Genomic DNA, 21,575 nt, shown 5'->3' with positions numbered 1-21,575 from the left:
TCAACAAAGCGGTAGCGGGCGAGTTCCCGGATTACACCATCGACTATGCAAACGTGACGGTGGCGCAGGGCGGACTCAGTGCGCCTACATCGCTTGTATTGGCGCAGACCGAGCCGGGGCAATTAACCCTGAGTTGGGAGCCGCTCTTCAACAAGTACAACAGCTTTGCGGACGATGAACTGGTGGCAGTGGTGTACAACGCATCCAAGCGCTTCATGAACGTCTACGACGGTACGCAGCGCGAAGCCGCAAGCATGGCCATCGCGGTACCGGCCTCGTTTGCCGGGGATGAGCTGGTGGCCTGGGCGTTTATGGTGCATCGTGACGGCGAGAAAACCTCGGATAGCCTGTTCGCAGGAACCGTGGTATTGACCGACGAGGTCACCGAGCCTTAATCGGCACGGCTCCCAAGCGGCGGGGCGGGGAAAGGCCTGCCGCTTTTTATCTTTTCATTCACTTTTACATGACATGATCATGCAACAGAAAAACAATACCGTCGAGCTTCCCGAAGCGGAAAAGCCGACACTATATGACCGAATCAAGGAAACGCTGGCGATGGCCAGCCAGCTCATCATCGCCTCCCCGGTGAAGCTGCCACCCAGGGTGGTAACCGTGGCCAAATACGTGGCCCTGGCCCTGGGTGTGCTGGAAGCGGTGGAGAGCGGTACCTGGAAAGGAGACACGGATGATGAAGGCTAACCAACAGCTGGGCATCGGCACGGGCGGCGGCACCCTGCTGAGCATCATGGGCCACCTGCGCCCGCACGATGTGCTCCAAACCGCCGTACTGGCCGCCATCGGCGCGGTGGTGAGCTTCTTCGTCACGCTGCTGCTGCAGCGATGGCGGCGGAAGTGACTTGACACCGACCAGCGAACGCCCCCGCGGAGCCTTTGGGCCTGCGGGGGCTTTGTTGTGCGCTCCGCTTTTTCGCCGTAGACAGACTCAATGGCTATCTTGGGAAGGTTACTGACCCTCGATCGACTGGGTGTATCGGTCTCCGATTGCGCATGAAGATCCGTAACGAGGAGCCCCCGGGTGGCATGCTGCGAGCGGTGGAGGTGTAAGCGAACGCACAAAAGTTTATATTAGTAACGAACAGTTTTGTATATTTGTAATATAAACTATTTGATATGGTCACAAAAGATACACTCAGTCAGGTCATTGGGGCACAAAAAACTAATTTGCTGGCAAAGGGTGTAGGGTTAAAAAGAGAGGCCCTCGATACGTTACCCGATCTTTCTGCTTATGCATTGATTGTTTCGGGCGTAAGGCGTTGCGGCAAAAGCACGTTGCTCTATCAACTGCTCCAGCAGCGATACCCCAATGCATTATACCTTAATTTTGAAGATCCGAGGCTATACGGGTTTGATCTCAAAGATTTCTCGCGGCTCGACCAGATTATCAGCGAAATCGATACGGACATGCTGCTGTTTGACGAGATCCAGATTATCCCTGACTGGGAACGGTATGTGCGTCAAAAACTTGATGAAAACATGAAACTGGTCATCACGGGATCCAATGCCAGCCTGTTGAGCAGGGAACTGGGAACCAAGCTTACCGGGCGCCACATCACCAAGGAGCTATTCCCCTTTTCTTATAGCGAATTCAACGCGTTTACCGGTCAGGACGCTTCGCCTGAATCTGCAGCCGAATACCTTCAGGCAGGTGGTTTTCCGGAATATGTAAAACAGCGCATAGATGATATCCTCAACTACGTGCTCGAAGATATCCTTATCCGTGATATTGCGGTACGCCACGGCATCCGCGATGTAGACAGCCTCCAGCGCCTGGCACTATACTTGATTTCCAATGTAGGGAAACTTATTACGGCTAACCGCTTGAAAAGTTTAATAGGGGTAGGCTCTACCAATACCATCACGGAATACCTATCGTATTTGGAAGCCAGTTATTTGCTGCATTTCATCCCGAAATTCGACTATTCGCAACGAAAACAATTGGTAAACCCAAGAAAAGTCTATGCCATCGATACCGGGCTGGTAAACGTAAACTCCGCTTCTTTTACCGATGATAGCGGGAGGTTGTTGGAGAATATGGTATACCTGCATCTGCGTAGGCAATACAAGGATATCTTTTACTTCTCTGCCACGGGCGAATGTGATTTCGTTGCGTTCAAAAAGGGCAATATACAGGCTGCAATACAGGTATGCTATCAGCTGAACGCCGATAACCTGGATCGGGAATTGAACGGAATGATCGAAGCGCTCGATTTTTTTAAGCGCTCGGAGGGTTTGCTGATTACCCATACACAGCGAGACTATTTCGAAAAGGATGGCAAACGGATTACGGTGCTGCCTGTGCACGAATACCTAACGGGTAGTACTAACTAAACTACCCCCTGCCATAGGGTTGTCACCAAGGGGTGCGATATCTGGATGAAACAAAACCACTGTGGGCAAACAAGACCTTGGTAGGCTGCTTAGCGGGCTACTCCCGCAACCGCAGCTGGATCTTGTTTACCAAGGCTTGAATGGGTTCATTGCGGGGCATCAGCGCATCGCACCGGGTAGCCCAAGCCAATGCTTCATGCAGCGCGGGATCATCGGCGGCCAACGCCGCCGCATAGCCGTTTGCGGCTTCGTAAAGAAAGGAACATAGCTCGCGGGAGTAGAGGTTGCGTAGGGATTGCTGCTCTTCGGCAAACCCTTCGATCTTCGTGCTGTCTTGCTCGCCACTCCAAAAGGGTTCCATAATCTCGCGGTAGCGCTTGACGTCTTCGGCCCGCACGGAATCCATCGGGATATCCATCAGCCCATCGGCCATCTCCATGCCGAGTTGCTTTACACGGGCGGTATCACGCAACTGGATGCAGTACCGCATATAGTATTGCCGGTAAGCGCGCTGCTGCTGCTCACCGAGGTAGGGCAGCAACGCTGCGGCAAATTCGTACGACTGCTTGGCGGTAAGCGGATCATTGGCCACCGTGGCTTGCCCAGCAGCATCCTGAAGCGTGGAGAACAGGCGCGGCGCAAGCCTGCGCTTGATGGTATCATCCAGCTGGCTGTAGTTCTCCAGCAGGAAAACCAGGGTGGCGCTGTTGGCATTGTTGACATGCTCCCCGAGAAACACCCATGTTTCCGGTTGCTTAAGCTCATCCCACGAAAGGCCGGTGAAATAGGCGTCTAAGGCGGTGCCATTGTCCATCCGGAGTTCGCTCAGCTTGCCGATGTAGGTACGGAGGAATTGCCGGTCGCGCTTGCCTTCGTCAAATGCGGCTTGTAGCTCGCCCAGTTGCTCCCCACCGGAGGCAAAGGCCTTCGCTTGGCTGGCCTGGGCAAGGAAAGCTTCGGGAGCCAGGAGTCCAACGGCCCGATGCAGCAGGTTGCCATCCGCATCGAGGTACAGGTAGGTGGGATATGCCTGCACGGCATACTGCCCGGCGAGGGCAACACCTTGCCCTTTCTCAGCATCCAGCTTGTAATTGACGAATGCTTCGTTGTATTGCTGCCCCACCTCGGGCAGCGGCAGCACTTCTTTATCCATTTTTTTGCAGGGCGGGCACCAGTCGGTATAGACATCTACAAAAACCAGCTTGCCCGAAGACTTCGCCTCCTGGAGTGCCTCAGACCATGTGCCCTCAAAAAAATCGACACCCTGTTGCCCCGAGGCCAATGTGTGGGCGGATAGGGTAAGAATGATGGAAAGTAGTAGCGGATGGTATTGTCGTCTCATAACCGTAGCTCACTGGTATACACAAAGGTAGCATTTCATCCGCTAATCCGCAATCGCAGTGCGCCTGTACCGTGGCCGTGGACAACTACTCCCCCTATGCTTCCTTGTTGTATCGATTCCGGTATTCCAACGGCGACATGCCGGTGATCTTCCGGAATACCTCGCGGAATGCTTTGACATCCGAATAGCCCACCTCATACATCACCTCGTTGACGTTCTTTCGAGTGGTCTCAAACGCCTTTTTCGCCGATTCGACTTTGATGCGTTGCAGGTATTCAAGCGGAGTATTGCCCGTAGCTTTGATAAACCGCCTGTCGAAATTCCGCCGCCCCACGGCAAATCGCTTCGAAAGATCTTCTACGGATATCTTTTCGCAAAAATGATCTTCAAGATATTGCTGGGCGTCTTTCACCACGTCGTCGCTGTGCGATTTTTGCCCGGTGAATATGGCAAACGTGGATTGCGTTTGCCGGTCTAGCTCGATCTGAAAGATTTTTGAACAATAGATGGCGGTTTCCCGGTCGTAATACTTTTCAACCAGGTACAACAGTAAATTCAAAAATGAATAGCCTCCGCCATTGGTATAGATACCCCGTTCGTCCGTAATCAATTTTTCTGTTTTCAGCTGGATATCCGGAAATAACGCCCTGAAATGATTGGCCGAATTCCAGTGAATGGAACAGCTCCGCTTTTCGAGCAACCCGGACGACGCCAATAGGAAAGCACCGGTACACATGCTGGCCACCTCCGCACCGTTTTTATACTGCCGCCGCAGCCAATCGATCAACAGCGCATTGCCATGCATGACTTGCTCAAACTCGGGTGTGATGGATGGAATAAGGATGAGGTCCGTTTTCTGCAGGGAAGCGATGTTTACCTGGGGTTTGAACGTCAGTAGCCCGTCGATGAACGTCGATTCTTCGGCTACGCCGGCCGTTTCGATCGTAAACAACGGTTGTTTTCCTTGCTTTTGCCAGTAGGCATTGGCGCCCGTAAATAGCTGGTGGGCGCCAACGATGCATGCGATCGTGCTGTTGGCCGTTTGCACATCGGGCACTAAAATGGTCACGTGTTTCATGGGTTTCATGATGCTTTGTCGTTATGCAAACTTAGGCAATCTTGCTGTCCAAATCAACCCGTCATAATGTCCATTTCGCACCTACCTGCGGGGCAATAGTTGCGGTACCTTTGTTGAAGTGATTCATCAAAATTTACGTCATGGAAAATCAAGATTTCAAAACAGCTTTTACCGTTGCCGCAACCCCGGAGGAAGTATTCACCGCCGTAAATCACGTGCGTGGATGGTGGTCTGAAAATATCGAGGGCGATACCGATAAACTGGGCAGCGAGTTCCAATATCACTACAAGGATGTACACCGATCCCGTATGCGGATCGTCGAATGGATACCCAATCAAAAGGTTGTCTGGCTCGTGCTTGACAATTACTTTAAGTTCACGAAAGATTCCGACGAATGGACCGGTACTCACGTTGTGTTTGAAATTTCCGAAAAAGACGGAAAAACGCACCTGAAATTTACACACCAAGGATTGGTGCCCGCCTACGAATGTTTTAAGATTTGTCAGGATGCATGGACACATTACATACAGGATAGCTTGAAAGAGCGGATTCTGACGGGTAAGGGCAGCCCCACGCCACGGGAAACGGAACAGCCGGTAACGAAAGAGACCGCTTCGACAGACCAATCGCCTTTGAAAAGCATCTGCCACAGGCTGCTTATCGAGGCGCCGGTAGAAAAAGTCTACGCCGCCCTCACCACGCAAGAAGGCTTGGCCGGTTGGTGGACGCCGGATACCCTGGCAAAGCCGGAGGTTGGCAGCGTATTGCGCTTCGGCTTTGAGCCCGACTACTTCAAAGAAATGCAGGTGGTAGCGCTGGAGCCTTACAGCAAGGTAGCATGGCGCTGCCTGAAGGCTTTTGAAGAATGGATAGGCACCACACTGACCTTCGAGCTGGAGCCGCACGCCAAAGGGACGGTGCTCTACTTCCGCCACGATGGATGGGCAGCATACACCAAGGAATTTGCTTCGTGCTCGTATGATTGGGCGCTTTTTTTCAGAAGCCTGAAATCCCTGTGTGAAACCGGCAAGGGGTTTCCGTATCCTGAGTTTAACAAATAGCGTAGGCCTCCGCCTGCGGCCTGAGGTGCCCACCTTGATTTGACACCTGGAAGGCGCAAAACAGCTGGTGGGTTTAACTTTTCAGATTACAAGGTTTGTGACTATCTTTGAAAAAACCAGAACAGATGATTCAACGCGCGTGCTATCACCCTGAGCCTCAATGATCAGTGGCGCTATCCCCTAGCCAACGGCGTTGAGGCGATCGGTTTGCTCGAATTTTGAGTTTGCTGGGGTAGGATACTGAAAATCACGATGACGAACGACAAACTGATGATAAAGCTTAGGCGGACAGAAGTGGCAGACTTAGCCGATTTCTTTCGGTTTCAACTGGACAAAGAAGCAAGTTACTTAGCCGCATTCACCCCTAAAAACCAGGCAGACAAGGTAGCCTACCTTGAAAAATATACCAAACTGCTAACCGACGCAACGGTCAATATGCAGACAATTTTGGTAGACGAAACCATTGTAGGAAGTGTCTCAAAATTTGAACTGGAAGGCAGAGCGGAAATCACGTATTGGATAGACAGAAACGTTTGGGGGCGTGGGATCGCAACAAAAGCACTAAAAGACTTACTCGCCATTGAAACTGCCAGACCAATTTTTGGCCGGGTTGCGTTTGACAATTATGGTTCGCAAAAAGTGTTAGAAAAATGCGGTTTTGTCAAAATCGGCACGGACAGAGGCTTTGCCAATGCACGGCAGACGGAGATCGAGGAATTTATTTATAAACTGACTTGACGGCCTAAGGGTTATATCCTGCCACCACATGAACACTAAATTTTGTATATTTGTAATATGGGAGAGCCGGTTCAAAGCAAAGAAGGTGTTATTTCACTGTTACGTGCCAACCGAAGTGAACTTCGTCGGTACGGGGTGTTAAAACTAAGCCTTTTTGGTTCATTTCTTACCAATCGCTTTAACCCAAACAGCGACGTTGATTTTTTAGTCGAATTTCGTCCAGAAATGAAAACCTATGATAATTTTATGGAGTTGTCATTTTTTCTTGAAGATTTATTAGGGCGCAAGGTAGAGCTCGTCACACCCCAATCGCTGAGTCCCTACATTGGTCCGCATATCCTAAGCCAAGCAGAATATGTTGCTCTCTAATATTGAACTTCTTAAACATATATTAGATGAAGTCAACTTCGTAGCGTCTAACATCTGTCAAACCTAGACAATGCCCTTGCAATAAAACGGCAGGTTGCCTAAGTTTGTACAACCATGACGTTTGAAACGTACCCACCTACTGCACCCTTGCAGCCATACATCAAGGCCTTTCACGTCATTGAGAGCCATGGAGAGCCCCTCGAAAACCGGGTGCTGCCCAGCACGGCTATCGCGCTGGCCTTCCGATTCGGTGGGCAGGTGGCCGATGGGCTCGGCAGCCAAGGCGCCATGCTTCCGGCGGCATCACTGGCGGGGCTGCGCCAATCGGCTCGCCTCATCAACTACCTACCGCGCTCGGGTACGATCGTCGCATTACTCAAGGAAGGGATGGCCCCGGCCCTCTTCCGGAATCCGCTCGACGAGATCAAAGGCATTACCCTGGATCTGGACGGCTTCTTTGCGGCCTCGGAAATCGAACGGGTGCAAGACCAGCTCTTCGAAGCGCAGGATCACCGCATGCGGGTGGCCGTGCTGGAGCGCTTCCTGCTGACTAAACTGCGGCCCCAAGAGCCGGACCTCGTGGCGATCGGCGCAGTTTCGGTCATTCACCTGGCGAAAGGCCGGTTATCCATGGCCGACTTGGCAGACAGGATGTACCTCAGCAGGGATGCGTTCGAAAAGCGATTCCGCAGGGCGGTGGGGATGTCGCCCAAGCCGTTTGCAGACATCGTGCGGCTGCAGGCGCTCATCAGGCAGCGCAACCCGCAACAATCCATTCACCGCCTGGCGCTGGAGGGCGGCTACTTTGATCAGGCGCACTTCAACCACGCCTTCAGGCGCTTTGCCGGCCTACCACCCCGTGAATTTTTTGCGCAAGCCCGCTTTTGGTAAATCAATGATTTTTTACAAGGATGCCGCCGCACGGCGGACGAACTTTGTGAAAAAACAATGATATGATGACCACAGCAGTGATACTGGCGTTTGCAGCGTTGACAACGGATGCAGCGAACGAAAGCGACGACATGAAAAAATTTGTATTGGTGGTACGGGTACCTGAAACGTATACCAGCGAGCAGGCCAAGGCGGTAAACCCCAAGTGGGACAAGACCATCGAATACTGGAAAGCCGTAGGGGCGTACGTAGAGAGCTTTGCCTTCCCGAGGCCGGGCTACGTGATCTCCGGAACGGATAAGCAGGCCACGGCAGGGAGTATCGCCTGGGGCGGGCAGATCGTCGTGAGCATCGTGGTGCTGCAGGCCGAAAACATCGCCCAGGCCACGGAGCTGGCCAAGCGGTGCCCCATCCTCGACCACGGCGGCACGGTGGAGGTGCGCGAACGACCGCGATAATCTAGTGCGGCCGTGCGGGGCCGTTGTTTTGAAAAATTGAAACAATTCTTTATCTTTGTGTTAAGTGATAAGGAAGAAACAGATGGCTACAATCGACAAGCAAATAAAAGGATTAAACGAAGTTCAGGTGAGCTTGCTTCGAATGTTTAACCGAAAAATGAGTTATGAAGAGTCTGTAGAATTGCGGGATTTGCTCACTCAGCATTATTCTCAAAAGTTAAAAGACGAAGTTGATCGGGTGGTTGTCGAAAAAAAGATTATCGACAAAGACTACGACCAATTGCGTCGTTAGTTTGATATGAGATTGCCTAAACCCAAGTTGGTGATCGATACCAACGTCCTGATCACGACAATAAACCGGAGTAACCCTGAATTTAATATTTATAAGGCTTTCGAAAGCAAATTATACCGCCTAGTGCGGCAGTTTTTCGCGCAGCAGGCCGTAGACCCAGGTGCCGGCAATGGCACTCAACAGCGTAACGGCTACAACCGTTGCGCCCGTACCGATCTGGGCAAACAGCGGCCCGGGGCATGCGCCGGTAATCGCCCAGCCGAAGCCGAATAGTAAACCGCCGTAAATCTGCCCCTTGTTGAACTGCTTGGGCCGGATTTCGATCGGCTCGCCATCGAGGGTTTTGATGTTGAATGTTTTGATCAACCAGACGGAAATCATCCCCACGAGGATGGCACTGCCGATGATGCCGTACATGTGGAAGGATTGCAAGCGGAACATCTCTTGGATGCGGAACCAGCTAACGACTTCGGCCTTGACGAGTATGATGCCGAAAAGCGCCCCCAGCACCAGGTATTTCAGGTGATGGTACCATTTGGGTGGCAAGCCGCCCGCCGTTGTCGTTGTGCGCTGCATAGGATACTAGGTTAGCGACAGGATAAGTGGCAAAATAAGGTTGGCCATGACGAAGCCGCCGATCATGAAGCATACCGTGGCGACCAATGACGGCCATTGCAGGGTGGACAGCCCCATGATGGCGTGCCCGCTCGTACAACCGCCGGCATACCGGGTGCCAAAGCCGACCAAAAACCCGCCCGCGACCGTCAACAGGAATCCTTTGAGCGTGAACAGGGAGGACCAGTTGATGAGCGCTTCGGGGATCAAGCCATCGTAGCTGCTGATGCCGTATCCGGAAAGCTCGGCGGCTAATTCCGGATGGATGACAACCGGATTGGGATTGGACAGCAGCTGGATCGAAATGACCCCGCCGAGCGCGATGCCGAAAACAAAAAACAGGTTCCACACTTGCTTTTTCCAATCGTATTTGAAAAACGGAATGTTGGCCGGTATGCAGGCGGCACAGATGTGCCGCAAGGATGAGCTGACACCGAACGATTTGTTGCCGGCGATCAGCAGGGCCGGAACGATGAGCCCGATCAACGGGCCCGCCACGTACCAGGGCCAGGGTTGTTTGATCACTTCCAGCAGGTGTTGCATCTTGCAAAGATACGATTTATGGGATATTAGCGCACCACTCCTATAAAGTCCGTAGGCGAAATCACCGGGAGCGATGGAAGCGCCGCTTGTTGGAACGCGCGATCTTGGCTGATGACATAGTCGACATCATGGTGCAAAGCGGTGTAATAGAGCAATGCATCTTCGATATCATTCATGGAAGAGTGGAGCGCCGTGAGCACGGCTTCATGCGGGGTGTCAACCGTGTGGATGAATGCCAGCAGCGTGGTCATGATCTCTTTCGCCTTGTTGATTCGGTAAGCTTTCGTTATCCAATACGAGCAGATCTGCACCACAGTAGGCGAAATGAAGCCGATGATCTTGCCCTGCTCGGCCCATGATATGATGGTTTTGCTCTGCTCGTACCGCTCTCGTTGAAGGGCAAAATCAAGGATGATATTGGCGTCTAAAAAACCCTTAAAAGCCATACTTATCGGCGTTTTGTTCCATATACTGCTTTTTCAAATCGCCCTCGACATGCAGATCGGGTTTGGGGAGCTCCTCGATGATATCAATGATGCTCTTGTGTTGGGGTACATGGACAAACGTCTTAAAATAATTTTCAACCAGTTCAGATACGCTGCTTTTCCTGCTTGCTGCGTAGCTCTTTACTTTTTCTAACAGGCTTTCCTCGATGGTTAAATTCAATCTCGCCTTCATGACTTTGCTTTTTGACTCTTGCAAAGATACGCATATTTTTTAAAAGTGCGCATGGTTACTGCCGCCCCCTCACGGCGCGCTTCCAATCTTTTTTTATTTTTAATGAAAGATTTCGCGCAGCGCTGTGTTTCTTTGTAGGTAACTATGAAACATACCGTAACCCTAGCTTATCTGATTTGCTACTTATTTTTAAGTAACTCCCTGGTAGTTGCCGGCCCGCCAAAGAAGCCCAATCGACTGAAGATCGGCACGTCCATCGGCATCAATGCCATCACCCCGGAGAAAATGAACTATGCAAAATCGGTCGGTATCGACTATATCGAAACCGGGATAACCGCTGCGATCGATAAGCAACGGCTGACCTTCACACGGAGCAAGGCAGAGATTATTCAGCTCATGCAACAGGCAAAAAAGGCGGCAGATGACGCGGGCATCAACATATGGTCTATCCACATGCCTTTCAGCGACAAGATTGACCTGTCACGAGCGGACGAGGCAGCGCGGCAGCAGGTCGTGGAGTTTCACAAACAGGTATTGGAATATGTCAAAATACTGGAGCCGGAAATTATCCTGTTTCACCCCAGCTACCAGCTGGGTTTGAATGAGCGCGAAGTCAGAAAGGAGCAATTCATCAAATCTGCCATAGCGCTCAATAAAAGCGTCAAGTCAATCGGTGCCACCATGGTCGTTGAAAACATGCTTGCCAAGCGGGATGATATATGGGTATTGATGCGTACCGTTGACGAGGCGGTAGAAGTGATGGATCGTTTGCCCAAGGACATCTACTCAGCGGTGGACTTGAATCATATCAAAGATCCCGAGAAGCTGCTCCGGGCGCTGGGCAAGCGAATAAAGACACTGCATGTTGCGGACGGGCAGCTGCACGAAGAGCATTACTTCCCCTGCTCTGGGCAGGGGCAGAACAATTGGGTCGAAATCTTTGCAGCGCTGGACGAAATAGACTATGCTGGCCCGTATATGTATGAATGCAAGTACCCGGACCTCAAGGACCTGAAGATATGCTACGATATCATGTACGATAACTACGTGGACGCGATAACTGCCGAGCGCGAAGCGGGTGATGCAGACGTCGGACGGCGCCGGGGTGATCAACCCTAAAACGCCTCTTCGCACAGCGCATGGTTGACCATGGCACCAGCCAGGTTTCCAGCGGCCACGGCGTTTGCTACCGAACGCATGCCGCTGGCATTGTCCCCGCACGCAAAAATACCGGCTACGGTGGTTTTCTGTCCCATATCGACCTTAATGTGGCCCTGCTCGGTCAGCGCGCAGCCAAGGGCTTCGGGGAGGGGACAGTGCTGTTCGAAATCCGGCCGCGCATAAAGGGCGCTCAACGCGAAGGTGGAGCCGTCTTTGAAGACCAGTTGCTCGATATAGCCACGTTCATGCTTCAGGCGGTCAATTGTCTTTTCGACCACCGGGATGCGGTGCTCCGTAAGCGTGGCTACCTGCTGGGAAGTAAGCGTGGAGGGTCCATTGGTAAACACGGTCAGGTCCTCGGTCCAGTTGCGGAGGAGCTGGGCATACTGCATGGCGGCATCGCCATTTGCGAATACACCGGTTTTTTGGTGCTTGACTTCGTAGCCGTGGCAATAGGGGCAGTGAATCACGGATATGCCCCAGCATGCTGAAAATCCATCAATGGCGGGCATGATGTCTTTGACACCGGTGGCAAAAATGAGTTTCCGTCCTGCAAACGTGGCACCCGACTGCGTATCAATGGTGAACCCCTGGTCAGTCTGCTGCCCGCGGATGGCCACATCGGTGCGGAAGGTGACGGTGCTGTACCGCAGCACTTGGGCTTTGGCTTTTTCGGCGATGACCGCCGGTTTTTCGCCATCCTGGGTGATAAAATTATGCGAATGGGGCGTCTGCCGGTTGCAGGGCATTCCGCCGTCAATGACCAATACGGTTCGCAAGGCGCGCCCTAAGGCCATGGCGGCGGACAGCCCGGCATAGCTGCCACCGAGGATGATGACGTCAAAATTTGTGTTTTCTTTTCTTGCTCCCATGATTTTTTCAATGTTTTCGATAGGTCAAAGGTAGGAATCAGAGTCGATAAAAGCAACATGATTGCAATTGAATGTTTGAGGGATAGGGCGGTTTCCTTGCAAACCGAGACCTTTGAGGTCGCATGGTATATGCAAAAGCATATCATTATATATTTCCCAAATCAAAATATATCTAAAAGCATATAATTATTTATATTTGCATAGATTTATACGCAAAAACATATAATGAATACGCTAAGTGAGTTTGTAAAGCGGCGCCGTAAAGCAGCGAACCTAACCCAACAGGAATTTGCCGACCGAGCTGGCGTGGCGCTTACCGTGGTCAGGAAAATCGAACAGGGAAAAACCAATATGAACGTCGAGAAGGTAAATCGGGTGTTGCAAATGTTTGGCCACGAACTGGCTCCGGTGAGCCGCAGAGAACTTGAAAAATGAGGAAAGCTGCAATCTATTATAAAGAACAAAAAGCGGGCGTGTTGACGGAAACTGATAACGGAGAGTATGTGTTTGAATACGATCAGCGCTACCTCAAAACATTTCCCGAATGGTTTATAACCTTTACCATGCCCGTGACGGATAAACCGTATGTCGCCAATAGGTTATTCCCCTTTTTTGAGGGGCTGATACCCGAAGGGTGGCTGTTGGATATCGCGGCCGAAAACTGGAAAATCAATCGCAATGACCGGATGGGACTACTAATGGCATGCTGCCGAAACTGCATAGGCGCAGTAAGTGTTGTACCAATAGCAGAAACCGATGGAAAATAAATGCTTATATTGCTATGAGCCGTTGGATAGCGACCAAGATTTCCATCCAAAATGCAGTCGTGATTTCTTTGGCTCTGCCGCTGCACCGATCATCCCGTATGCGATGGCTCAAATGGCCGAATTGGCAAAAAACGTAATCGAACGGAGTATCGCCGTGCCCGGTGTGCAACCCAAGTTGTCGATGACATTGATCAAAGCGACGAAGAAAAATGCCACTAGCCGAATGACCGTAATAGGTGAGCTTGGGGGCAATTACATCTTCAAACCCCCATCCGAAACGTACAGGGAGATGCCGGAAAATGAACACGTGACCATGAGAATTGCCGAAGCCTTCGGCATTCCTGTTGTGCAATCAAGTCTCATCCGCCTGCAATCTGGTGAGTTGTCGTATATCACCAAACGCGTAGACCGCACGGTCAGCGGAGAGAAGATACATATGCTTGATATGTTCCAGATTACGGAAGCTTTTGACAAATACAGGAGTTCAATGGAAAAGGTCGGCAAGGCACTAAAAACTTATTCGGACAATACGCTGCTAGACATGGTTTATTTATTTGAGCTTACGTGCTTTTGCTTTCTAACGGGCAATAACGATATGCACCTTAAAAATTTTTCGATGGTCGCATCATCAACTGGCTGGCTGTTAAGCCCGGCATACGACCTATTGAATGTTGCCATCGTCAACCCAAGCGATTATGAAGAGCTTGCATTGACATTGGAAGGAAAAAAACGCAAGCTGACTTCCAGCCATTTCGAACGCTTTGGAAAAGAATTGGGCCTCACCGATCGGCAAATCAGCAACGTATTCAAGCGATTTTCAACAAACAAGACACATGCGGATGCTTGGATTGAGAAATCCTTTTTGTCTGACGACATGAAAATTGCCTATAGCGCCGTAGTCAATCAGCGATATGCGCAAATGGACTTATGATTAAAAAAGCGAACAGCCGGACTTACCTCAAGACCCGGACTGCAGGCCCGCCCACACCGCACTGGCAAAGGCGGCTACGTTGGCAATGGTGCGGATGAGGTGGTACCGATTCCACGGTGCTTCAAAGGCCGATCGCTGTCGCGAGAGCGCCTCTGCTGTGGCTTCATCGATATTCAGCTGCGCCACTGTTTCATTGAGGGGCACATTGCCCATCACGGTGACGAGAAAAACCCCGAAGAAATACAGCAGGCTGCTGGCCAGCAGCCAATAGAAGGTGCCCGTGGTGCCGACCAGGCGATATTCCAGCCATGTGGAAACGGGCAGCAACATCAATGTACCGATAAACGTCAGAAAGAATACCGGATTGAGGATCGCGCGGTTGATGGACTGCATCGCCCGGAGGTAGGCGGCGTCACCAAGCCGCCCAAGTCCGGTGTTGATGGAACAGGAATACGCATAAAAAAGACCGCTGATCAATCCGGTGGAGATGATCGCGAGCAGGAGCAAAATTTTCGGTGCCATAGGACAATGTATTGTTTCAACGGTTAAAATTATTAAACTATAGCCAATTTTGATTATAATTGCTATGGATTAGTTCATTAGCGATGCGTTTCCGACCAACCGGCCTACTTGCTTTCGTATTATGTGCTGCATGTGCGCAGTTGCATGCACAGCAACGCCCGCAATATACGCAGTACATCTTCAACGGTTTTTTGGCCAACCCGGCCGTGGCGGGCATCGAGCGCTATGTGGATGTGAAGCTGGGCGCCCGCAGCCAATGGCAGGGCGTGGAGGGCGTCCCGCAGACGGGCTACATCTCGGCACATATGCCCCTCGGGGGGCGGCTCATCCAGGATGGGGCTACGTCTTTCGGCGAAGGGGGGCACAATCCCTACAGCCGGGGCTACAGCCGCCGCTATGTGGCCTCCGAGCCGCACCATGGCGTGGGCATCATCGTGCAGCATGACAGGGCCGCGCAGTTTACCCGCACGGATGCGCTGCTGGCCTATGCCTACCACCTGCGCGTGGCTGAGACTGTCAACCTATCGGCGGGGGTGAATGCGGGCTTCTCACAGGTGCAGCTGGACCTCGCGGGGGTAAACACGGGCATCCCGAATGACCCGGTACTGGCCGACTATGCCGATCGCCGCCTCTCGCCCGACCTGGGCCTGGGCCTATGGCTCTACAGTGCGCGCTTTTTCGTAGGCCTCTCCGCCCAGCAGCTGCTGGGCAATCCGCTGGCATTTTCGGATAATGCCCGGCGCCAGGGCGGCTACCAGCAGTTTTTCCTGATGGCGGGCTACAAGGTGCACCTGGGCAGTGAGATGGCCGTGGTGCCTTCCCTGCTGCTCAAGCAGGCGGCAAATATGCCGCTGGTGGGAGACTATAACCTCAAGCTGGCCTTCCGCGACCGCCTGTGGGTGGGTGGCGGCTACCGCAACCACGAGTCGTTCTCGGCGATGGCGGGATTCAATATCAGTGCCCTCTTCAACCTGAGCTACTCCTACGATTTTACTACGGGGCCGGTGCGCACGCTGGCCCATGGCAGTCATGAAGTGGTACTGGGCATCCTGCTCAATAACCGGTATAAGGTGTATTGCCCGCAGGTGATGTTCTGATTTTTTTTGTACTTTAGACGCTCGATTTTATACCCGCTAATGGATACGACGACAGCAACTACCTTACAAGATTCTGTATACGAAAAATACCTAGCACGCTTCGGCGACGTACCACTCATCGTGCGCTCACCGGGACGGGTGAACCTCATCGGCGAGCATACCGACTATAATAATGGGCTGGTGTTGCCCGCCGCGATAGACAAGAACATCATCCTGGCCATCGGAAAACGTGAGGACAATACCATGCAGCTCTATTCGCTGGATCAGGATCAAATGCATACCGCCGAGCTGAGCGCCATCCAGCGCGCTCCCCTGCTCTGGCCGGACTATATCCTGGGCGTGGTGCAGCAGCTGCTGCAGCGGGGGTATACGCTGGGTGGGTTTAACCTCGTGTTCGGGGGGGATATCCCCCAGGGGGCCGGGCTCTCATCCTCCGCCGCGCTGGAGTGCGCTACGGCTTTTGCGCTCAGCGAGCTGTTTGGCCTGAATATCCAGCGGCTGGACATCGCCCTTGCTGCGCAGGCGGCAGAAAATGAGTTTGTGGGGGTCAAATGCGGGTTAATGGACCAGTTTGCAAGTGTATTCGGACAGGAACAGCGACTGATTAAACTGGACTGTGCCGATTACTCGTATGAGTACATCCCGTTTGATAATCCGGACCTGCGGATCGTGCTGTTTGATACGCAGGTGAAGCACTCGCTGGCCTCTTCGGCTTACAACGAACGCCGCGAGCAATGCGAATATGGCGTGTCACTCATCCAAGCGCATCACCCGGAGGTGAAAAGCCTGCGCGATGCGACGCCCGAGCAGCTGGACCGCTATGTGAAACCGGTGGATGAGCTGGTGTATAACCGCTGCTACTATGTGGTGTCGGAGATACAGCGCCTGCAGGAGGGCTGCAAAGACCTGAAGCGGAATGATTTTGCATCATTCGGCAAGCGGATGTTTGAAACCCACGACGGCCTGCAACACCTGTATGAAGTGAGCTGCGATGAACTGGACACCTTGGTGGATCTTGTGCGCGGCAACGAGGCCGTGCTGGGTGCCCGCATGATGGGTGGCGGTTTCGGGGGCTGCACGATCAACCTGGTGAAGGCAGACCGGGTCGATGAGGTGGTGGAGGAGGTGGCCGGGGCATATAACGAGCAGACGGGCAAAACGGCGCAGGTGTATGTGGCCAGCATATCGGCGGGCACCGCTGTGATGACGAGATAAGGCATAAACAGATCATACGATGACTCCCTACCGACTCCCTGAACAGCGCGACTTCGAGCATGTGCTTGCGGGCAAGCATACGCACCTCATTTTGCTGCAAAACAACCGAGGTGTCACCGTGGCGCTGTCGGACTTCGGCGCCCGCATTGTGAGCTTGCTCGTGCCGGACAGGTACGGCGACCCGAGGGATGTGGTGCTGGGTTTCAACAGCATCCATGATTACCTCGCGGCCAGTGAGCCGTTTCATGGTGTGACGGTGGGCCGGTTTGCCAACCGCATCGCTAACGGACGGTTTACCATCGATGGCGAAACGTATTACATCCGGCCGAACAATGGCCCCAATGCGCTGCATGGCGGGGTCAACGGGTTTCATAACCGGGTGTGGGACCGGCGTGTGGTGTATAAGGAGAAAGCCGATTTTTATTATGTATCGGCGGATGGCGAGGAGGGATTCCCGGGACGGCTGGCGGTGATGGTGAAATACCGCCTCACGGATGATAATGCACTGGTCATCAGCTATCGGGCCGAGACGGATAAGCCCACGGTGATCAACCTGACGAACCACGCGTTTTTCAACCTCAACGGTGAGGGCCATGGGGATGTGCTCGACCACGTCTTGCAGATACAAGCGGATAGCTACCTGCCGGTGGATGAACATCAGATCCCTACCGGCGCGCCGGAAGCGGTGGCCCGTACGCCTTTTGATTTCCGGGAGCCGAAGCGTATCGGGCAGGATATCGGCCAGGAAAACGACCAGCTGGCCAAGGGCAACGGCGGCTATGACCACAACTATGTGCTCCGCCACGAGGCGCTGGCCAAGGGGCTGCCGGTGGCGACGGTGACGGCGCCGCTCGCGGGCATCCGCCTGGAGGTGTTTACCACCGAGCCGGGCCTCCAATTGTATACCGGCAATTTCATGAATGGCAGGGATACGGGCAAGCAGGGGAAGCCCTATGACAAGTACGGTGCCTTCTGCCTCGAATCACAGCATTTTCCTGATGCGCCCAACCAACCGGATTACCCCAGCACGTTGCTGCTGCCGGGGCAGGTATTCCAGTCGGAGACAACCTACCGGTTTTCGGTCGTTAAATAACCAGCTGACGCAGGGCATCGCGCACCCGGTCAAACCCGAAGGAGGCGACGGCCTGCTCGAACGCCTGCTGGATCTGCGCGTTGCAGAGGTTGCCGATACTGCCTTCGTGGGTGTGGTTTACGGCCTTCTGGGGCTTGAACGTGCCCGCTTCGATGGCAAGGCCGATGTTGCGGTAGGCCTCGCGGAAGGGTACGCCGCCGAGCACCTCGTTATTGACCACCTCTACACTGAATAGGTAATCGTATTTGGGATCATCCAGGATGTTTTCGCGGATGCGGATGTGCTCGAGCATGAAGGCCGTGATTTCCAAGCATTCATTCAGGGAGCGGAAGGCCGGGAAAAGATTTTCCTTGAGCAGCTGCAAATCACGGTGGTAGCCCGAGGGCAGATTGGCGGTCATCAGCGCAATCTCATTGGGCAGGGCCTGTATCTTGTTGCACCGGCCCCTGACCAGCTCGAATACATCCGGGTTCTTCTTGTGCGGCATGATGCTCGACCCCGTCGTAAGGTGGTCGGGAAAGGAGATGAAGCCGAAATTCTGATTCATGTACAGGCACACATCCATGGCCAGTTTGGCCAGGGTGGCCGCAATGGCGCTCATCCCCTGCGCCAGTATGCGCTCGGTCTTGCCGCGGCCCATCTGTGCGTAGACCACGTTATAGTTGAGGTCGTCAAAGCCCAGCAGCTCGGTGGTCATCCGCCGGTTGAGCGGAAAGGACGAGCCGTAGCCGGCGGCAGAACCCAGGGGGTTTTTATTGCATACCTTCCAAGCCGCCAGCAGCACCGCGAGGTCGTCCAATAGGCTCTCGGCATAGGCGCCGAACCACAGGCCGAACGAGGAGGGCATGGCGATCTGCAAGTGGGTATACCCCGGCATGAGCCCCCCCTTGTGGATTTCGCTCAGGGTGATGAGCCGGTGGAACAGCGCGGTGGTATTGCCCACCAGGCCCTCGATCTCCGTACGGAAAAACAGCTTCAGGTCTAACAGCACCTGGTCGTTGCGCGAACGGCCGCTGTGGATCTTCTTGCCAGCCTCGCCAATGCGCTGGGTAAGCAGCAGCTCGACCTGCGAGTGCACATCTTCGACCTGCGCATCGATCGTAAAGGAACCTGCCATCACCTCTTCGTACAGCTGCTTGAGCCCCTGCTGTACGGCGGCGAGGTCGTCGCCATCGAGCAGGCCGATGCTGTGGAGCATGCGGGTGTGCGCCAACGAACCCAATACATCGGCCGCCGCCAGCTGCAAGTCGAGCGCGCGGTCGTTGCCTACCGTAAACGCTTCAACGAACCGGTCTACGTCGGTATTTTTTTGCCAAATCTTCATGTCAAGGGCAAACTTAGCCAAATTCTGCCAGTTGCATAGCACTTGATAAATGAAAATATCAATACCGCATTCGAAAATATCAATACCGCATTCCGGCTGTTTACCGATGCAAAATGCACTACCACAAAAACCGCACGGAAATAGTGCGTGCAGGTCTTTTTGACCTCTCCGCTCAGCTAAAAGGATAAAGCAAAATACAAGGTGAGTGTTTGCTCACTTATTTTTAAAAAAACCCTTTGCATTCATGATTTATATTTATACGTTTGTAGCCACAACAGGGGAAAATGGTTTGATTCACACGCTTTTCAGCCTCGTTGCTAAAAAAGTAAGTGAATCATAAATTACTCGATATTGTAACCTTAAATGATGATGGACCGCTAAGTCTTTAAACTGGTAAGATCTTGCTAACCAATTATAAACCTATTTGTTTATTTTTTTAACACAACGGCATCAAGCAAACCTGCTTCATGCCGTTTGTTTATTCGGGCCCTTCAGGCTTTCTTCACGTCAATCTTTCTTCGTGGCCAGCCGCTTTCGTACCTTGCTGAGAAATTCGGGGGTGACACCCAGGTAGGCCGCAATGTAGTGCTGTGGTACCCGTAATGCGATCTTGGGATATTTTTCTACAAACTCTACGTATCGCGCTTCGGCCGTACGGGCAATGGTGCGGATGAGCCGATGCTCCAATGCGGATAGGTGGCGCTGCACCAGCAGCCGGAAGAGCCGCTCAAATTGCGGTACGCGCACCAGCAATTCTTCTTTGCGAGCGGGATTGAGCGTGAGCAGCTCGCTATCTTCGACGGCCTCGATGTACAGCAGGCTGGGCTTGTTTTCGTAGAAACTGCCGATGTCACTCACCCACCAGTCTTCCACAGCAAATTGCAGGTTGACCTCGCTGCCGTTTTCGTCTATGTAATAGGTGCGGATGCAGCCGTTGACAATAAAGGCTTCGAAATCGCATACCTCGCCCTCCCGTAGCAGCAGTTGTTTTTTCTTGACCGAGCGCGGTTTCAACAGGCTATTGAACACCTCGATGTCGGCGTCCGAAAATTTACCGCAACGGCGTACGTAGTCATTGATTGAAGAAAATATCATTTGGTAGCGTGTTTATTGAATCAAACATACTGATTATTTGTTTTAAAATAAATACCGTGTTTTCTTGTCATAGATTAATGCAGGCGAAAATCAGTCGTGCTACATTTGTATCAATTCCTAATAAGGAGGGAACAAACATGATGGAAAACAAAATCTTGGGCATACACCATATCACCGCTATCGCGGGGGATGCCAAACGAAATTACGACTTCTATACCCGTGTATTGGGCCTGCGGCTGGTCAAGAAAACCGTCAACTTTGACGACCCTGAAACCTACCATTTTTACTTAGGCGACGAGGTGGGCACGCCGGGCACCATCCTGACGTTTTTTCCGTGGGGCGACCGCGTGCGGCAGGGGCGCCGGGGCACGCAGCAGGTGACCGAAATCGGCTATGCCGTGCCGGAGGGAAGTCTTGATTTCTGGAAACAACGGCTGGAATCGAATAACATCATCTATAATAATGCGGCGGAGAAATTCGGTGAGCAATACTTGTCTTTCCTGGATCCGGACGGACTCAAGCTGGAGCTGACCGTACCCAAAAAGGCGGATACCCGCGCACCTTGGGTAACTGACGAGGTGAAGGCGGAATATGCGACCCGCGGATTTCACCACATCACGATCACGACGAATAAAAGCGATGCCACGGCACGTGTCTTGACGGACGTATTCGGCTATCAGCTATCGGCGCAGGAGGTAAACCGCTTCCGGTACGTGACCGATACGGTGGAGCATGCCAACATCGTGGACCTCGTAGAGGCGCCGGGTGAAGCCCCCGGGGTGGTGGCCGGCGGATCGGTGCACCACGTAGCGTTCCGTGTGAAAGATGAAGAGACGTTAATGTATTTCAGGGAGCAGGTGATCGCGCTGGGACTGAACATCACAGAGAAGATCGACCGTAACTATTTCTATTCGCTTTATTTCCGCGAACCGGGTGGCGTATTATTCGAGATCGCTACGGACAATCCGGGCTTCGCAACGGATGAGTCGATAGCCGAACTGGGCTCGGCGCTGAAATTGCCGAGCCAATACGAGAGCTATCGCAACCGGATCGAACGTGTATTACCGCAATTGGACTGATCGCC

General features: G+C 52.8%; 28 protein-coding genes. 18 read left to right on the top strand and 10 right to left on the bottom strand.

Annotated features, from left to right (window positions below; translation table 11 throughout):
• From ACMGDE_RS15370 to ACMGDE_RS15355, 4 genes are all read left to right on the top strand, one after another.
• The coding region (locus ACMGDE_RS15370; RefSeq protein WP_436833703.1) for a DUF6266 family protein at positions 1–395 on the top strand (395 nt) is incomplete at its 5' end.
• Positions 396–474: 79 nt separating this feature from the next.
• The gene (locus ACMGDE_RS15365; protein WP_436833702.1) at positions 475–699 is read left to right on the top strand and encodes a hypothetical protein; all 225 of its coding nucleotides are present in this window, start codon (positions 475–477) and stop codon (positions 697–699) included.
• Positions 689–856 carry a hypothetical protein gene (locus ACMGDE_RS15360; RefSeq protein ID WP_436833701.1) on the top strand — a complete coding sequence of 56 codons (168 nt, stop codon included), beginning with the start codon at positions 689–691 and terminating at the stop codon, positions 854–856. Before ACMGDE_RS15365 ends, ACMGDE_RS15360 begins: the two co-directional genes overlap by 11 nt.
• 275 nt (positions 857–1,131) lie before the next feature.
• Positions 1,132–2,349, top strand: a complete 1,218-nt coding sequence (locus tag ACMGDE_RS15355) for an ATP-binding protein (RefSeq protein ID WP_436833700.1) — start codon at positions 1,132–1,134, stop codon at positions 2,347–2,349.
• Positions 2,350–2,446: 97 nt separating this feature from the next.
• On the opposite strand, the gene ACMGDE_RS15350 is transcribed toward ACMGDE_RS15355, so the two are convergent.
• Both ACMGDE_RS15350 and ACMGDE_RS15345 read right to left on the bottom strand, forming a co-directional pair.
• Positions 2,447–3,691, bottom strand: a complete 1,245-nt coding sequence (locus ACMGDE_RS15350) for a thioredoxin family protein (RefSeq protein WP_436833699.1) — start codon at positions 3,689–3,691, stop codon at positions 2,447–2,449.
• A 94-nt stretch (positions 3,692–3,785) separates the two neighbouring features.
• A complete protein-coding gene (locus ACMGDE_RS15345; protein WP_436833698.1) occupies positions 3,786–4,778 on the bottom strand; it encodes a GlxA family transcriptional regulator in 993 nt (330 codons plus the stop codon).
• A 131-nt stretch (positions 4,779–4,909) separates the two neighbouring features.
• On the opposite strand from ACMGDE_RS15345, the gene ACMGDE_RS15340 reads away from it, so the two are divergent.
• From ACMGDE_RS15340 to ACMGDE_RS15315, 6 genes are all read left to right on the top strand, one after another.
• Positions 4,910–5,830, top strand: coding sequence for an SRPBCC family protein (locus tag ACMGDE_RS15340; protein ID WP_436833697.1), 921 nt, complete (start codon positions 4,910–4,912; stop codon positions 5,828–5,830).
• 252 nt (positions 5,831–6,082) lie between these two features.
• Positions 6,083–6,568: a GNAT family N-acetyltransferase gene (locus ACMGDE_RS15335; RefSeq protein WP_436833696.1), complete on the top strand. Its 486-nt coding sequence runs from the start codon at positions 6,083–6,085 to the stop codon at positions 6,566–6,568.
• A gap of 57 nt (positions 6,569–6,625) precedes the next feature.
• Positions 6,626–6,937, top strand: a complete 312-nt coding sequence (locus ACMGDE_RS15330; protein WP_436833695.1) for a nucleotidyltransferase family protein — start codon at positions 6,626–6,628, stop codon at positions 6,935–6,937.
• Between the two features lie 114 nt (positions 6,938–7,051).
• Complete coding sequence (locus ACMGDE_RS15325; protein WP_436833694.1) at positions 7,052–7,828, top strand: helix-turn-helix domain-containing protein; 777 nt, start codon at positions 7,052–7,054, stop codon at positions 7,826–7,828.
• Between the two features lie 62 nt (positions 7,829–7,890).
• Positions 7,891–8,286 (top strand): YciI family protein, encoded by a 396-nt coding sequence (locus ACMGDE_RS15320; RefSeq protein ID WP_436833693.1) that lies wholly within the window; start codon positions 7,891–7,893, stop codon positions 8,284–8,286.
• An 82-nt stretch (positions 8,287–8,368) separates the two neighbouring features.
• Positions 8,369–8,578, top strand: coding sequence for a DUF8507 family protein (locus ACMGDE_RS15315; protein ID WP_436833692.1), 210 nt, complete (start codon positions 8,369–8,371; stop codon positions 8,576–8,578).
• Positions 8,579–8,698: 120 nt separating this feature from the next.
• Here the strand turns inward: ACMGDE_RS15315 and ACMGDE_RS15310 are convergent, their stop codons facing one another.
• The 4 genes from ACMGDE_RS15310 to ACMGDE_RS15295 are packed head-to-tail and all read right to left on the bottom strand — an operon-like array spanning position 8,699 to position 10,414.
• Complete coding sequence (locus tag ACMGDE_RS15310; protein ID WP_436833691.1) at positions 8,699–9,154, bottom strand: DUF6691 family protein; 456 nt, start codon at positions 9,152–9,154, stop codon at positions 8,699–8,701.
• A 6-nt stretch (positions 9,155–9,160) separates the two neighbouring features.
• On the bottom strand, positions 9,161–9,727 hold the full coding sequence (locus tag ACMGDE_RS15305; RefSeq protein WP_436833706.1) for a YeeE/YedE family protein: 567 nt from the start codon (positions 9,725–9,727) through the stop codon (positions 9,161–9,163).
• A gap of 35 nt (positions 9,728–9,762) precedes the next feature.
• A complete protein-coding gene (locus ACMGDE_RS15300) occupies positions 9,763–10,182 on the bottom strand; it encodes a type II toxin-antitoxin system VapC family toxin (RefSeq protein WP_436833690.1) in 420 nt (139 codons plus the stop codon).
• On the bottom strand, positions 10,172–10,414 hold the full coding sequence (locus ACMGDE_RS15295; RefSeq protein WP_436833689.1) for a DUF6364 family protein: 243 nt from the start codon (positions 10,412–10,414) through the stop codon (positions 10,172–10,174). The genes ACMGDE_RS15300 and ACMGDE_RS15295 overlap by 11 nt, the downstream gene beginning before the upstream one ends.
• A 144-nt stretch (positions 10,415–10,558) precedes the next feature.
• On the opposite strand from ACMGDE_RS15295, the gene ACMGDE_RS15290 reads away from it, so the two are divergent.
• Positions 10,559–11,533 (top strand): sugar phosphate isomerase/epimerase family protein, encoded by a 975-nt coding sequence (locus ACMGDE_RS15290; RefSeq protein ID WP_436833688.1) that lies wholly within the window; start codon positions 10,559–10,561, stop codon positions 11,531–11,533.
• Here ACMGDE_RS15290 and ACMGDE_RS15285 read toward each other — a convergent pair.
• The gene (locus tag ACMGDE_RS15285) at positions 11,530–12,447 is read right to left on the bottom strand and encodes an NAD(P)/FAD-dependent oxidoreductase (RefSeq protein ID WP_436833687.1); all 918 of its coding nucleotides are present in this window, start codon (positions 12,445–12,447) and stop codon (positions 11,530–11,532) included. The two genes, ACMGDE_RS15290 and ACMGDE_RS15285, sit on opposite strands and share 4 nt — an antisense overlap.
• Before the next feature lie 225 nt (positions 12,448–12,672).
• Between ACMGDE_RS15285 and ACMGDE_RS15280 the strand changes: the two genes are divergently transcribed.
• Genes ACMGDE_RS15280 through ACMGDE_RS15270 form a run of 3 tightly spaced genes read left to right on the top strand, consistent with a single transcriptional unit; the run spans position 12,673 to position 14,145 of the window.
• Positions 12,673–12,882 (top strand): helix-turn-helix domain-containing protein, encoded by a 210-nt coding sequence (locus ACMGDE_RS15280; RefSeq protein WP_436833686.1) that lies wholly within the window; start codon positions 12,673–12,675, stop codon positions 12,880–12,882.
• The gene (locus ACMGDE_RS15275) at positions 12,879–13,214 is read left to right on the top strand and encodes a HipA N-terminal domain-containing protein (protein ID WP_436833685.1); all 336 of its coding nucleotides are present in this window, start codon (positions 12,879–12,881) and stop codon (positions 13,212–13,214) included. The genes ACMGDE_RS15280 and ACMGDE_RS15275 overlap by 4 nt, the downstream gene beginning before the upstream one ends.
• A complete protein-coding gene (locus tag ACMGDE_RS15270) occupies positions 13,204–14,145 on the top strand; it encodes a HipA domain-containing protein (protein WP_436833684.1) in 942 nt (313 codons plus the stop codon). The genes ACMGDE_RS15275 and ACMGDE_RS15270 overlap by 11 nt, the downstream gene beginning before the upstream one ends.
• A 27-nt stretch (positions 14,146–14,172) precedes the next feature.
• Here the strand turns inward: ACMGDE_RS15270 and ACMGDE_RS15265 are convergent, their stop codons facing one another.
• Positions 14,173–14,667, bottom strand: coding sequence for an anthrone oxygenase family protein (locus ACMGDE_RS15265; RefSeq protein WP_436833683.1), 495 nt, complete (start codon positions 14,665–14,667; stop codon positions 14,173–14,175).
• A gap of 83 nt (positions 14,668–14,750) precedes the next feature.
• Between ACMGDE_RS15265 and ACMGDE_RS15260 the strand changes: the two genes are divergently transcribed.
• Genes ACMGDE_RS15260 through ACMGDE_RS15250 form a run of 3 tightly spaced genes read left to right on the top strand, consistent with a single transcriptional unit; the run spans position 14,751 to position 18,072 of the window.
• On the top strand, positions 14,751–15,764 hold the full coding sequence (locus ACMGDE_RS15260) for a PorP/SprF family type IX secretion system membrane protein (protein ID WP_436833682.1): 1,014 nt from the start codon (positions 14,751–14,753) through the stop codon (positions 15,762–15,764).
• Positions 15,765–15,803: 39 nt separating this feature from the next.
• Positions 15,804–16,979 carry a galactokinase gene (galK, locus tag ACMGDE_RS15255; RefSeq protein WP_436833681.1) on the top strand — a complete coding sequence of 392 codons (1,176 nt, stop codon included), beginning with the start codon at positions 15,804–15,806 and terminating at the stop codon, positions 16,977–16,979.
• Between the two features lie 19 nt (positions 16,980–16,998).
• Positions 16,999–18,072 (top strand): aldose epimerase family protein, encoded by a 1,074-nt coding sequence (locus ACMGDE_RS15250; RefSeq protein WP_436833680.1) that lies wholly within the window; start codon positions 16,999–17,001, stop codon positions 18,070–18,072.
• On the opposite strand, the gene argH is transcribed toward ACMGDE_RS15250, so the two are convergent.
• Both argH and ACMGDE_RS15240 read right to left on the bottom strand, forming a co-directional pair.
• Positions 18,065–19,396 (bottom strand): argininosuccinate lyase, encoded by a 1,332-nt coding sequence (gene argH, locus ACMGDE_RS15245; protein WP_436833679.1) that lies wholly within the window; start codon positions 19,394–19,396, stop codon positions 18,065–18,067. The two genes, ACMGDE_RS15250 and argH, sit on opposite strands and share 8 nt — an antisense overlap.
• A gap of 507 nt (positions 19,397–19,903) precedes the next feature.
• Positions 19,904–20,491 (bottom strand): Crp/Fnr family transcriptional regulator, encoded by a 588-nt coding sequence (locus ACMGDE_RS15240; RefSeq protein ID WP_436833678.1) that lies wholly within the window; start codon positions 20,489–20,491, stop codon positions 19,904–19,906.
• 137 nt (positions 20,492–20,628) lie between these two features.
• Here ACMGDE_RS15240 and ACMGDE_RS15235 point away from each other — a divergent pair, with 137 nt between their 5' ends.
• Positions 20,629–21,570: a ring-cleaving dioxygenase gene (locus tag ACMGDE_RS15235; RefSeq protein ID WP_436833677.1), complete on the top strand. Its 942-nt coding sequence runs from the start codon at positions 20,629–20,631 to the stop codon at positions 21,568–21,570.
• Positions 21,571–21,575: the final 5 nt, after the last annotated feature.

The organism is Parapedobacter brassicae (genome assembly GCF_051400755.1).
GTDB lineage: Bacteria > Bacteroidota > Bacteroidia > Sphingobacteriales > Sphingobacteriaceae > Parapedobacter.
The sequence above is the reverse complement of the archived record's forward strand: the minus strand, read 5'-3'. Positions and strand labels throughout refer to the sequence as shown.

Excerpts from the sequence above, each read along its gene's own strand:
- galK (WP_436833681.1), top strand. The coding sequence starts at position 15,804 with ATGGATACGACGACAGCAACTACCTTACAAGATTCTGTATACGAAAAA.
- ACMGDE_RS15295 (WP_436833689.1), bottom strand. The coding sequence starts at position 10,414 with ATGAAGGCGAGATTGAATTTAACCATCGAGGAAAGCCTGTTAGAAAAA.
- ACMGDE_RS15300 (WP_436833690.1), bottom strand. The coding sequence starts at position 10,182 with ATGGCTTTTAAGGGTTTTTTAGACGCCAATATCATCCTTGATTTTGCC.
- ACMGDE_RS15355 (WP_436833700.1), top strand. The coding sequence starts at position 1,132 with ATGGTCACAAAAGATACACTCAGTCAGGTCATTGGGGCACAAAAAACT.
- ACMGDE_RS15290 (WP_436833688.1), top strand. The coding sequence starts at position 10,559 with ATGAAACATACCGTAACCCTAGCTTATCTGATTTGCTACTTATTTTTA.
- ACMGDE_RS15350 (WP_436833699.1), bottom strand. The coding sequence starts at position 3,691 with ATGAGACGACAATACCATCCGCTACTACTTTCCATCATTCTTACCCTA.
- ACMGDE_RS15325 (WP_436833694.1), top strand. The coding sequence starts at position 7,052 with ATGACGTTTGAAACGTACCCACCTACTGCACCCTTGCAGCCATACATC.
- ACMGDE_RS15345 (WP_436833698.1), bottom strand. The coding sequence starts at position 4,778 with ATGAAACCCATGAAACACGTGACCATTTTAGTGCCCGATGTGCAAACG.
- ACMGDE_RS15235 (WP_436833677.1), top strand. The coding sequence starts at position 20,629 with ATGATGGAAAACAAAATCTTGGGCATACACCATATCACCGCTATCGCG.
- ACMGDE_RS15260 (WP_436833682.1), top strand. The coding sequence starts at position 14,751 with ATGCGTTTCCGACCAACCGGCCTACTTGCTTTCGTATTATGTGCTGCA.
- ACMGDE_RS15330 (WP_436833695.1), top strand. The coding sequence starts at position 6,626 with ATGGGAGAGCCGGTTCAAAGCAAAGAAGGTGTTATTTCACTGTTACGT.
- ACMGDE_RS15265 (WP_436833683.1), bottom strand. The coding sequence starts at position 14,667 with ATGGCACCGAAAATTTTGCTCCTGCTCGCGATCATCTCCACCGGATTG.
- ACMGDE_RS15250 (WP_436833680.1), top strand. The coding sequence starts at position 16,999 with ATGACTCCCTACCGACTCCCTGAACAGCGCGACTTCGAGCATGTGCTT.
- ACMGDE_RS15270 (WP_436833684.1), top strand. The coding sequence starts at position 13,204 with ATGGAAAATAAATGCTTATATTGCTATGAGCCGTTGGATAGCGACCAA.
- ACMGDE_RS15285 (WP_436833687.1), bottom strand. The coding sequence starts at position 12,447 with ATGGGAGCAAGAAAAGAAAACACAAATTTTGACGTCATCATCCTCGGT.
- ACMGDE_RS15320 (WP_436833693.1), top strand. The coding sequence starts at position 7,891 with ATGATGACCACAGCAGTGATACTGGCGTTTGCAGCGTTGACAACGGAT.
- ACMGDE_RS15360 (WP_436833701.1), top strand. The coding sequence starts at position 689 with ATGAAGGCTAACCAACAGCTGGGCATCGGCACGGGCGGCGGCACCCTG.
- ACMGDE_RS15335 (WP_436833696.1), top strand. The coding sequence starts at position 6,083 with ATGACGAACGACAAACTGATGATAAAGCTTAGGCGGACAGAAGTGGCA.
- argH (WP_436833679.1), bottom strand. The coding sequence starts at position 19,396 with ATGAAGATTTGGCAAAAAAATACCGACGTAGACCGGTTCGTTGAAGCG.
- ACMGDE_RS15365 (WP_436833702.1), top strand. The coding sequence starts at position 475 with ATGCAACAGAAAAACAATACCGTCGAGCTTCCCGAAGCGGAAAAGCCG.
- ACMGDE_RS15275 (WP_436833685.1), top strand. The coding sequence starts at position 12,879 with ATGAGGAAAGCTGCAATCTATTATAAAGAACAAAAAGCGGGCGTGTTG.
- ACMGDE_RS15315 (WP_436833692.1), top strand. The coding sequence starts at position 8,369 with ATGGCTACAATCGACAAGCAAATAAAAGGATTAAACGAAGTTCAGGTG.
- ACMGDE_RS15340 (WP_436833697.1), top strand. The coding sequence starts at position 4,910 with ATGGAAAATCAAGATTTCAAAACAGCTTTTACCGTTGCCGCAACCCCG.
- ACMGDE_RS15280 (WP_436833686.1), top strand. The coding sequence starts at position 12,673 with ATGAATACGCTAAGTGAGTTTGTAAAGCGGCGCCGTAAAGCAGCGAAC.
- ACMGDE_RS15240 (WP_436833678.1), bottom strand. The coding sequence starts at position 20,491 with ATGATATTTTCTTCAATCAATGACTACGTACGCCGTTGCGGTAAATTT.
- ACMGDE_RS15310 (WP_436833691.1), bottom strand. The coding sequence starts at position 9,154 with ATGCAGCGCACAACGACAACGGCGGGCGGCTTGCCACCCAAATGGTAC.